Here is an 11,630-nt window from a genome sequence, read left to right as displayed (position 1 = left end):
AGTCAGCATCCCTGTGTCTCCCTCCGCATGCATGCTGTAAAAGCTGCCGCTCACAGAGAATTCAGTTCTCTCGCCATTTTCATCCTCAAAGGTTAAATAATATCTGGTATGGGCACTGGAATTGCCATGTCCGCCCCATACATGGGTTCTTTTCGTTATAATCCTTGCAGGAATTGTTACCTCTTCCATCTTTCTGTTTCTTATATTTTCTCTAATTCCTGTGCCTATGCCTATAAGAATTACACCGGTAATGATTACAAAAAACACCATAATTATTATTGGTACTGCATTAAACATAAAGTTATCAAAAGGCGAAAAAAACATATAATACTTCCTCCTAATCATTATACAATAATTGTATCATAAAAGAGGGCTGAGAGAAACTGTTTCAAGGCCTGCTCCCTTGTCCGATTTTCTTTTTTATAGACATAATCAATATGATATAAATCTGCCATAGAAATAAACAATCATGCACAAAAGAAAGACATGGTATTATTATTTATGAAATAATTATTGGAGGGGTATCAAATGGCAGATTACAGAGAATTATGGCAAAAACTCGGGATGGATCTGGAAAAACATGATGTGCTGTGTGAGGTTCTTCCTCAGCTCTACGGCGGAGTTTATTTAAGCCAGGAAAACAGACCGGAAGGCATGAACTACTATAACTTTGTAGTATCTGAGGTACATGGGCTTAGAATTAAAGAGCTTGATGATCACAAAAAGCAAGGTGGCAAGGTAGTAGGTACTTTTTGCGTATTTGTTCCCGATGAGCTTATTCTTGCTACCGGTGCCATAGGCGTCGGATTATGTGCCGGATCTCAATTCTGGATAGAAGACGGAGAGAAGGTCTTGCCAAGAAACATATGCCCATTGGTAAAGGCTTTCATGGGAGCTAAAGTAAGCGGCACTTGCCCCTATTTCCAATCCTGCGACATGATAATAGGGGAGACAACTTGCGATGCAAAAAAGAAAGCCTGGGAAGTTCTTGATGATTATGTGGATACATATGTAATGGATCTTCCGCAGATGAAAAGGGAAAAAGACTATAAGAAGTGGGCAGAAGAGATATATGCTCTAAAAGAGAAACTGGAGAAGCTGACAAGTAACATTATAACGGAAGAAAAGCTTCATGAAGCTATCAAGCTATGCAACAGAAAAAGAATGGCTTTACAAAGACTCTATAATGCCAGAAAAGAACTTGGCGTGCCCATAAGCGGCAAGGACGCACTCTTAATATCTCAAATAGCATTTTACGATAATCCTGAGAGATTTATAGAAATGACCAATGAGCTTTGCGATGAACTGGAGGATAGAATCAAGAAGGGTATTTCCGTAAACAAAAAAGGTGGCAAGAGAATACTCATAAGCGGTACTCCCATGGCTGTTCCTAATTGGAAAATCCATCATATAATAGAAACCAGCGGTGCTGTGGTTGTTGCTGAAGAAACCTGTACAGGCACAAGATATTTCGAAAACCTTGTAGATGAGAGTGCAACCACAATGGATGGCATGATAAATGCACTAGCTGATAGATACTTAAAGATAAATTGTGCATGTTTTACTCCTAACAAAGGAAGAGAAGAGGACATAATAAGGCTTGCTAAGGAGTATAAAGCAGATGGAGTAATATACAACAGTCTCCAATTCTGCCATACCTACAATATAGAATATGCCAATGTAGAAAAAGCCCTGAAGGAAGCAGGCATACCTGTGCTATTCATTGAGAGTGATTATAGCAACGATGATGTAGGACAAATACAGACAAGAGTGGAGGCTTTCCTGGAGATGATAGGCTAATAATGGAATATGATTATTATATATTGTTCAACACTCATACCGATGGCTTGATGATGGTGAAAAAGCTAAAGGAAAACAATATAAAATATACAATAGTACCAACTCCCAGACAGCTCAGCAAATGCTGCGGTATTGCAATAAAATATGAGCATGAGGATGAAAAGGCTATTTTGGACATTATTGATAAGTATGAAATAAAGGTATCAGGACTTCGCTTTTTAGAGAGAAAAAATATTGATATTAAATTCATATAACAATGCATATGAGGAGAAATATATGATCAGTATAGGAATCGATATTGGGTCAGTATGTGCAAAAGCTGCTGCCTATGACGGAGAGAAAATGCATCTGCTTATGCAGCCCACAGGATGGAACCTGAAGAAAACTGGAGAAGAGCTTTATAGAAAGATTCTTGACATAAGCGGTGGAAAAGAAGATGATGTAGTTGAAATAGTAGGCACAGGTTACGGAAGAGTATCCATACCCTTTGCAACAAGAAGAATTACTGAGATAACCTGTCATGCTAAAGGTGCAAGGTATCTGAATCCAAAAGCCAGGACAATTATAGATGTGGGAGGACAGGACAGCAAGGCAATATCTATTGATGATGAAGGCAATGTGTTGGATTTTATTATGAATGATAAATGTGCCGCAGGCACTGGTAGATTTCTTCAAGTAATGGCCCATGTGCTGGAGGTAGAAGTAGACGAATTAGAGGATTTAGCAGCTCAATCGGCACCGAGGGATATAAACAGCATGTGTGCAGTATTTGCAGAGAGTGAGGTCATAAGCCTTCTGGCTGCCGGAGCTACTAAGGAGTCTATTTCTTCGGGTATACTACATTCCATATCCAATAAAATTGCACATATAGCTAACAGAATAAAAATAAGAGATTCGGTATTCTTTACTGGTGGAGTGTCCAAAAATGAGCAAATTAGAGCTATCCTTGAAAAGAAGCTGAAATGCACTATATATACCCATGAAGAAGCGCAGTATGCAGGAGCTATAGGAGCTGCCCTATTAGGGTATGGTATAAAAAGTTAAATATAGAAAGATGTTTGTTTAATAAGTCGGTTAAGGTAACATTTGTTACTTATTCCGACTTATTTTTGTGTTAAAATAAAGCACTGGAATGAGCAATGTGACCAAGTCCTGTATTTTCCATTTAGTGTAATTGGATTTGCTGATAGAATAAGATTATAATAAAAAATATTCACTAATAAAATTTATTAACAAAGCTAGGATATAGATTGGGGATAATATGAAGAAATACATCGCAGTAAGAACGAAGTTTTGGATTGGACATGCTATAGCAGCTCTTTGGACTACTTTTTCTATAATTGTATCCCTGCCTTGGGTTTTTGAATTGGGTATAATAGTATCACTTCCTATTGCAGTATTCATTATTGCTGGAATAAGCTATCTGCCTGGATATGTAAACGCTTTCATGGTTGTAAGCCTGCTTTTGGATCGTCAGCCTTCCTTTAAGGTATCTGATCCAGATATTCCAATAACAATAATAATCGCATGCCATAATGAAGAAAAAAATATTGGTACTACTCTGAAGTATATTAAACAGCAGGATTATAGAGGAATAATAAATACTATAGTGGTTGACAATAATTCCAGTGATGAAACTGGAAAAATAGCAATGGAAGCTGCTGAAGAACTTTCGTTGCCGGTGCAAATTCTCAGAGAACCCAAGCCAGGGAAGAATCATGCGCTAAATAAGGCACTGAAATATGTTGATACAGAATATGTAATAACTTTGGATGCAGATACTTTGCTTCATAAATCTGCAGTAAGATATCTGGTATCAAGGAAAGAATCAGCTCCCCAGGGAGTTTGTGCTGTGGCAGGAGCAGTTCTGGTAAGAAACAGCCGCAAGAATTTTATAGCCAGGATACAGGAGTGGGATTACTTCTTGGGTATAGCCAGCATAAAAAGACTTCAGGGATTATATCAGGGTACCTTGGTAGCCCAGGGAGCCTTTTCGTTGTATGAGACAAGAGTAATCAAGGACTTGAAGGGCTGGCCTGATGCTATAGGAGAGGACATTGTTCTCACATGGAACTTCCTTAAGAATAATTCACTGGTATACTTTGAACCGCTTGCTGTTGCTTTTACAGAGGTGCCTGTTACTATGAAGCATTTAACCAGGCAAAGAAGCAGATGGGCTAGAGGCATGATAGAGGCTTTGAAACTGATTAAGCCTTGGAAACAGCCAATGATGTATGTGAGATACATGACAGGAATAAACCTGATAATGCCCTATCTGGATTTTGTATACACCTTTTGTTGGATACCTGGTCTTGTTTTAGCCTTCTTCGGTAAGTTTTGGATAGTTGGTCCCTATACTTTGTTTGTTCTTCCTTTGTGCATACTCCAAAATTATATACTATACAATTATCAAAAAAGCGTTTTTCGAAGGCTTGACCTTAGAATACGAAAGAACAAATTAGGCTTTATATTCTATGTATTGTTCTACCAAATGCTAATGAGCCCTATGTCCATATTGGGCTACATTCAAGAATTATTAAACCTGAGCCGAGTCTGGAAATAGGTCAAGACTCAGTAGTTATTTAATCCTTGAAATGCATAAGTAAAAGTGGTAATATCTATGCAATAGCAAACTGCTGATGATATTTATTTTATGAATAAAGGAGCCTCTACTATGGTTTATGCAATAGCAGTAAAACTTAATAACCACGTACACCATCATAGGAAGGGTGCTTGCAGCTGAGAAATATTTCGCAGGTGCAGGCACTGGTTGTGCTTGTGCCTGCGATGGTGTAGATATGAAAAGAGCCATGCAGGTGAATAATCTGTATGGCTCTTTATTTATAGAAAAATTTTGAGGAGGTAAAGGTATGGAATTGAAATTAAGAAACCTTAAGGGGACGAAGGATTATTTGCCGGAGGAGCAATATTTCCGAAACAAGATAAGAAAGACTTTGGAGAACACTTTCGAGAAATATGGCTATCTGCCACTGGAGACTCCTATTCTTAATTATTATGATGTGATGGCTTCCAAATATGCGGGAGGGGCAGAAATCCTCAAGGAAGTATATAAACTGACAGATCAGGGAGACAGAGAAATCGCTCTCCGCTACGATCTGACGGTTCCCTTTGCAAAGGTAGTAGGCATGAACCCCAATCTGAGGCTTCCCTTTAAAAGATATGAGATAGGCAAGGTTTTCAGGGATGGCCCGGTGAAAACAGGCAGAAATCGTGAATTCACTCAGTGCGATGTGGACATGGTAGGAGTTAAATCCGTCATGGCAGATGCTGAATACATTGCTATGGCAGTAGAAGTCTTTGATAAGCTTGGATTAGATATCTATGTTTCATACAATAATCGCAAGCTTCTGTCCGGCATCATAATGAGCGCTGATGTGGACAAGGAAATGGTAAATGATGTGATACTATCCTTAGACAAGATAGAGAAGATTGGAGAGGATGGAGTACGACAGGAGCTTATAGAAAAAGGCATCGAAGATGAAGCCATAGAGAAGCTGCTTTCAGTATTGAAGAAGGGCACTGATAATCCATTGGAATACTATAAAAACAATTGCAACAATGAAGTCATGGCTGAGGGTGTTAAGGAATTGGAGGAGCTTGGAGCCTATTTGGATGCCATGGGAATAGCATCAAAGACCAGATTGAATCCTTTCCTGGCAAGGGGTCTGGAGATTTATACCGGTACAGTGTTTGAAATATTCCTTTGTGATGGAAGCATAACCTCCAGCCTTGGAGGTGGCGGAAGGTACGATCGCATAATTGGAGGCTTTTTGGACAATGGCATAGAATACCCGGCAGTGGGAATATCCTTTGGTCTTGATGTCATATACACTGCCTTATCCATGCAGAACAAAGAAAGCTTCAGATCTCCCATTGATTTTTACCTGATTCCCATGGGAACTGAAGTTGAGTCAATGAAGCTAGCCCAGAAGCTTAGAACAAATGGATTTTATGTAGATATTGAAATGACAGGTAGGAAGCTGAAAAAGAGCCTTGATTATGCCAATAAAGAAAGAATTCCCTATGTCATAATTCTGGGAGAAGAAGAATTAAAAGCCCAAAGTGTTAAGCTGAAGGATATGGAAAACGGCAAAGAGGAAACAATAGCTATGGAAGAGCTGATAGAATACCTGAAGATTAAAATCTGATGAGACAACCGTCCCCAGAGTCTCGTGGTGCGAAGCATTCATCGAAGGTAACTCTATAGGTTTATTGTTCAATGATAATATTGGACGAAATTAATATATATGCTATATTTTAAATATAAACATACATTACAGGAGGGTACATATGATCATAGAATACAAGGGAAATAAACCAGATATCCATGATAGCTGCTTTATAGCAGAAAACGCTACAGTTATCGGCAGAGTAAAGATAAACAAGAACTCCAGCATATGGTTTGGTACAGTTGTAAGGGGTGACGGAAATTATATAACCATAGGAGAAAACACCAATATACAGGACAACTGCACCATCCATATTAACGATACCCATCCTACCATAATCGGAGATTATGTTACTGCTGGTCATGGAGCTATCGTCCATGCTTGCAAAGTAGGCAATAATGTTCTCGTCGGAATGGGAGCCATAGTTTTAGATGGGGCTGAAATAGGCGATAATGTGATAATAGGAGCGGGAGCCTTAGTGCCACCAAACAAAAAGATACCTTCCAACTCAATGGTTATGGGTACACCAGCCAAGATTGTGAGAGAATTGAGTGAAGAAGACAGAAAAAGTATAATAGAAACTGCTCTTCATTATGTTGAATTGGCAAAAGAGTATAGATAAATTGGTTAGATGCAAATTTATGATATATTTTAGTTACAAGGAAATTTTGCCATAATGTTTTTAAGGGGGCTTCGCTATGGATCAAAACAATGTTAAGAATCTTATTATGCAATGGTTAGAGGAGGGCATAATAGTTTTGGATAAAGATTTTACCATTACTTATTACAAACCAGCCTCTACGGAGATAACAGGTTTTGATTCTGATGAAGCTATAGGGAAAAAACTATTTGAAGTTTTTCCTCATTTAGATAGCAACACCAGTACATTTTATAAAGTCATTACTACTGGGAAACCTGTAATAAATGAAGTTCAGAACTATATCAATTATAAAGGGAAAAGCGTCTCAATAATAACCACTACCGTGCCAATATATGAAGATGGAGAACTGGTGGGGGCCTTTGAAATATTTAAAGACCTTACAAATATGAGAGAGCTGTCTGAGAAAATACTTATGCTGCAAAATGAGCTATATTCAAAAAAATCAGGGAAGAATAATAAAATCTCAAACGGCACCCAGTATACCATTAATGATATTGTGGGCGAAAGCAGATCGATGGTAGAGCTGAAAAACAGGATAAGAAAGCTTGCAAACAGCGGGTCCCCTGTATTTATTTATGGTGAAACAGGTACAGGCAAGGAACTCATCGTCCAATCCATTCACAACTTAAGCAATAGAAGGGAAAAGCCATTCATAGCCCAAAATTGTGCTGCACTGCCGGAGAACCTTCTGGAGAGTATATTATTTGGAACAGCTCAGGGCAGCTTCACAGGAGCAAAGGACAGACCGGGGATATTTGAACTAGCTGATGGAGGAACTCTTTTCCTTGATGAGATAAATTCGATGAATCTGGAGCTTCAATCAAAGCTTCTTCGAGTCATTCAAGATGGAGTTATAAGAAGGATAGGAAGTTCTACTACAAAAGATGTGAATGTGCGAATAATAGCCGCTACCAACATGGACCCTAATGTAATGCTTGAGCAAAATCTGATGAGACGAGACTTATTCTATAGGCTCAATGTAATATACCTCCATGTGCCGCCTCTGAGAGAGCGAAAAGAGGACATACCATTATTGACAAATCATTTCATCAATGTTCTTAATAGAAAAATGAGCAAAAACATTAAAGGTGTGACAAAGGAAGTCCAACAGAGATTCCTTGACAATGAATGGCCTGGAAATGTGAGGGAATTAGAAAACACTGTGGAGAGCGCCATGAACTTTTCCGATGGAGATTATATCGAATTAAAAGATTTACAAAATTATAATATACTAGGGCAAAGTCCATCATATATAAAATATCCCATAGGGGAAATACCTAAAGATATGGGACTTAAGAGCGCGGTGGCTGAATATGAAAAATCCTTGATTATATCAGCTATTGAAGAAGCGGGTGGGAATTGTGCAAGGGCTGCCAGGGCTCTTAAAATACCAAAGCAAACTCTTCATGGGAAACTGAAGAGATTGGGTATTAAATGTGATTATAAAGATTAGCCTGGTATCATAAACAGTACATAATTAATAATATAAGACAACCATAGTACCAAAATTCGTACCGTGGTTGTTTTTTTAATTCATGACGGAAAGTCTAAACTGATGTAGTTTATGCTTTCCATGACTTATAAAAAAAGATGGCATTATATTTGCTATGTTTTCACATAGAGGTGATAAAGTGGAAGGCTGTATATTTAATATAATGAAATATTCAATTCATGACGGACCAGGTATAAGGACAACGGTATTTATGAAAGGATGCCCATTGAGATGTCTGTGGTGCCATAATCCGGAGAGCCAGATGTCCAAACCACAGCTGATAAGATTTTCCGATAGATGCATAGGCTGTGGTAGCTGTGCCAAAGTTTGTTCTACAGGTGCAATTATTATAAGAGAAAGCAAAATCATATATGATATGACTAAATGCACAAACTGTGGTCAATGTGCCGAGGTTTGCTATGCAGGTGCCATGGAGATGGCGGGAGAGTATATGAACGTGGAAGAGGTCGTGAAGGAAATTGAAAAGGATAAACCTTTCTATGAAGAATCCGGTGGGGGAGTGACCTTTTCAGGAGGAGAACCATTTATGCAACCGGCCTTTTTGAAAGAACTGCTCATTAGCTGCCACAGGAAGGATATACACACAGCGGTTGATACCAGCGGTTTTGTACAAAGAGATATAATTATAGAATTAAGCAAATATATAGATCTGCTTCTCTATGATTTAAAACTGATGGATAATGAAAAACACAAGAAATATGCAGGTGGATCCAACGAAATAATATTAGACAATCTTAAAGAGTTGATAAATTTGGGCAAGAGGATTTTTATCAGAATACCTATAATCCCAGGTATAAATGATGATAATGACAACTTGGAGGCCATAGGCAGATTTCTCTCTGGGTTAAGGGGTATTGAGCAAATAAATGTTCTGCCCTATCACAATATTGCTATGGAAAAATATAAAAGACTAAACAAGAAATACGGCCTGGCCGACTTAAAGGCTCCATCAGATGAGAGAATGAAAGAAATAGCTCAAAAGCTTATGACATATGGATTTAAAGTAAAGATAGGGAGTTAGTGTTATGAATGAAAGAGTAAAGACTTTAAGACAGCAAAGTTTGGACGCAGTACCAACCATGTCTATCGAAAGAGCTCAGATTGTTACAAGGGCTTACAAAAAATATCAGGGAAAGGTTTCTATTCCGGTGCTTCGAGCATTAGTCTTTAAGGAATTATGCGAAAACAAGACTATATGCATAAATGATAATGAATTAATAGTAGGAGAGAGAGGACCTGAACCTAAGGCTACACCCACTTATCCTGAATTATGCTGTCATACCATTCAGGATTTTGAAGTAATTGATAAAAGAGAAAAAGTATTTTTTAAAGTATCTGAAGAAACAAAGGAGATACAAAGAGACGAAATAATACCCTTCTGGGAGGGAAGAGCAATGAGGGACCTCATCCTCAATAATATGACCCAGGAATGGAAGGACTGCTATGAAGCAGGAATATACACTGAATTTATGGAGCAGAGATCTCCAGGACACACTGTTGCTGACGATAAGATATATCACAAGGGATTCTTGGACTTCAAGAAGGAAATTGAGGAAGAAATAGAGAAGCTGGATTTCCTGAATGACCCTGAAGCCTATGCAAAACATGAGGAATTAAAAGCCATGGCAATATGCTGTGATGCCATTATTACCTTCGGAAAAAGGCATGCAGAGAAGGCCAGAGAATTGGCAGAGGCAGAAAAGGATGAAAAGAGAAAGAAAGAACTGCTTCAAATTGCTGAAGTTTGTGATCATGTACCTGCTCATGCACCGCGAAATTTCTGGGAAGCCCTTCAGATGTATTGGTTCGTTCACTTAAGTGTCATCACTGAGCTAAACACTTGGGATTCCTTTAACCCGGGCAGACTGGATCAGCATCTCTATCCCTTCTATAAGAAAGGAATTGAGGATGGTACATTGACAGAAGAACAGGCCAGAGAATTATTGCAGCTTTTCTGGATAAAGTTCAATAATCAGCCGGCACCTCCGAAGGTTGGTATTACTCTAAAGGAAAGCGGCACCTATACGGATTTTGCCAATATCAATACCGGAGGATTGACTAAGGATGGTTCTGATGGAGTAAATGATATGACATATATGATATTGGATGTCATAGAAGAGATGAGACTCCTTCAGCCCAGCTCCAATGTACAGCTGAGCAAGAAGAATCCGGACAAATTCCTGAAGCGAGCTTTGAAAATAGTTGCCACAGGCTTTGGACAGCCTTCCATATTCAATGCTGATGTGGTGGTACAGGAAATGCTGAGAGCAGGTAAATCCGTAGAAGATGCAAGATGTGGAGGAACTTCCGGCTGTGTGGAGACAGGAGCCTTCGGAAAAGAAGCCTATATACTGACGGGTTATTTCAATTTGGTTAAGGTTCTTGAAATAACACTTCATAACGGAGTAGACCCAAGAACCGGCAAGAAGATTGGAATGGAAACCGGCGACCCGGCAGAATTTAAAACCTATGAAGATTTGTTTGAGGCATTCAAAAAGCAGATGCATCATTTCATAGATATAAAGATAAGAGGCAACAATGTGATAGAGAAGCTATATGCTGATCAAATGCCATGTCCTTTCCTCTCCATAATTATTGATGACTGTATAAAGAGGGGTAAGGACTACAATGCAGGAGGAGCTAGATATAATACAAGGTATATCCAAGGGGTAGGCATAGGCACCTTGACAGACAGCCTGTCATCCATAAAAAAGCATGTATTTGACGATAGGAGACTTACGATGAAAGAAATGCTGGAGGTATTGGATAATAATTTTGAGGGAAGGGAAGATATACGCCAACTATTCCTCAATAGGACACCAAGATACGGTAATGATGATGACTATGCAGATGAAATCATGAAGGAAGCCTTTGATGCATACTACAATGAAGTCAACGGCAGACCAACTGTTTGCGGCGGAACCCATAGAATAGATATGCTTCCCACCACCTGCCATGTTTATTTTGGAGAGGTTACGGGAGCTACCCCTGACGGAAGAAGGGCAGGCATGCCTCAATCCGAAGGAATATCACCTGTACAGGGAACGGACCGAAAAGGTCCTACAGGAGTTATCAAATCTGCCAGCAAGATGGATCACATCAGAACCGGAGGAACTCTGCTCAACCAGAAGTTCTCACCAAGTGTGGTTAACAGCGATGAAGCATTGGATAAATGGGTACAGCTTGTAAGAACATATTTTAAACTGGACGGACATCACATACAATTTAATGTTGTAGATGCCAATACTTTAAGAGATGCACAAAAACATCCGGAAAACTACAGAGATCTTATTGTTCGTGTTGCAGGCTACAGCGATTACTTTAATGATTTGGGAGAAGCACTGCAAAATGAGATTATAACAAGAACAGAACACCAGGGATTTTAACAGTTATAAATAGTTAAAAAAGCCTCTTAGGTATAGTTATATTATATCTAAGAGGCTTTTTGGTTGATATATAATTTTAC

The 11,630-nt window shown here is 38.9% G+C and carries 11 protein-coding genes; 10 read left to right on the top strand and 1 reads right to left on the bottom strand.

Annotated features, from left to right (window positions below; translation table 11 throughout):
* On the bottom strand, nucleotides 1-324 hold a 324-nt coding region (locus ACESM9_RS11550), incomplete at its 3' end, for a DUF2500 domain-containing protein (RefSeq protein ID WP_372998597.1).
* A 204-nt stretch (nucleotides 325-528) separates the two neighbouring features.
* Between ACESM9_RS11550 and ACESM9_RS11545 the strand changes: the two genes are divergently transcribed.
* From ACESM9_RS11545 to hypD, 10 genes are all read left to right on the top strand, one after another.
* Complete coding sequence (locus tag ACESM9_RS11545) at nucleotides 529-1,800, top strand: double-cubane-cluster-containing anaerobic reductase (RefSeq protein ID WP_372998594.1); 1,272 nt, start codon at nucleotides 529-531, stop codon at nucleotides 1,798-1,800.
* A gap of 2 nt (nucleotides 1,801-1,802) precedes the next feature.
* On the top strand, nucleotides 1,803-2,054 hold the full coding sequence (locus ACESM9_RS11540) for a DUF3343 domain-containing protein (protein ID WP_372998591.1): 252 nt from the start codon (nucleotides 1,803-1,805) through the stop codon (nucleotides 2,052-2,054).
* Between the two features lie 22 nt (nucleotides 2,055-2,076).
* Nucleotides 2,077-2,844, top strand: a complete 768-nt coding sequence (locus tag ACESM9_RS11535) for an acyl-CoA dehydratase activase (RefSeq protein ID WP_372998589.1) — start codon at nucleotides 2,077-2,079, stop codon at nucleotides 2,842-2,844.
* Between the two features lie 217 nt (nucleotides 2,845-3,061).
* Nucleotides 3,062-4,363: a glycosyltransferase family 2 protein gene (locus ACESM9_RS11530; protein ID WP_372998585.1), complete on the top strand. Its 1,302-nt coding sequence runs from the start codon at nucleotides 3,062-3,064 to the stop codon at nucleotides 4,361-4,363.
* 166 nt (nucleotides 4,364-4,529) lie between these two features.
* Nucleotides 4,530-4,658 carry a hypothetical protein gene (locus tag ACESM9_RS11525; protein ID WP_372998582.1) on the top strand — a complete coding sequence of 43 codons (129 nt, stop codon included), beginning with the start codon at nucleotides 4,530-4,532 and terminating at the stop codon, nucleotides 4,656-4,658.
* Between the two features lie 18 nt (nucleotides 4,659-4,676).
* A complete protein-coding gene (locus tag ACESM9_RS11520; RefSeq protein WP_372998600.1) occupies nucleotides 4,677-5,969 on the top strand; it encodes a histidine--tRNA ligase in 1,293 nt (430 codons plus the stop codon).
* A gap of 142 nt (nucleotides 5,970-6,111) precedes the next feature.
* The gene (locus tag ACESM9_RS11515) at nucleotides 6,112-6,612 is read left to right on the top strand and encodes a gamma carbonic anhydrase family protein (protein WP_372998579.1); all 501 of its coding nucleotides are present in this window, start codon (nucleotides 6,112-6,114) and stop codon (nucleotides 6,610-6,612) included.
* 76 nt (nucleotides 6,613-6,688) lie between these two features.
* Nucleotides 6,689-8,104, top strand: a complete 1,416-nt coding sequence (locus ACESM9_RS11510) for a sigma-54 interaction domain-containing protein (protein WP_372998576.1) — start codon at nucleotides 6,689-6,691, stop codon at nucleotides 8,102-8,104.
* Nucleotides 8,105-8,258: 154 nt separating this feature from the next.
* On the top strand, nucleotides 8,259-9,185 hold the full coding sequence (locus tag ACESM9_RS11505; protein WP_372998573.1) for a glycyl-radical enzyme activating protein: 927 nt from the start codon (nucleotides 8,259-8,261) through the stop codon (nucleotides 9,183-9,185).
* A gap of 4 nt (nucleotides 9,186-9,189) precedes the next feature.
* A complete protein-coding gene (gene hypD / locus ACESM9_RS11500; RefSeq protein WP_372998569.1) occupies nucleotides 9,190-11,550 on the top strand; it encodes a trans-4-hydroxy-L-proline dehydratase in 2,361 nt (786 codons plus the stop codon).
* The last annotated feature ends 80 nt before the right edge of the window (nucleotides 11,551-11,630 follow it).

The organism is Lutispora sp., assembly GCF_041687175.1.
Taxonomy (GTDB): domain Bacteria; phylum Bacillota; class Clostridia; order Lutisporales; family Lutisporaceae; genus Lutispora.
The sequence above is the reverse complement of the archived record's forward strand: the minus strand, read 5'-3'. Positions and strand labels throughout refer to the sequence as shown.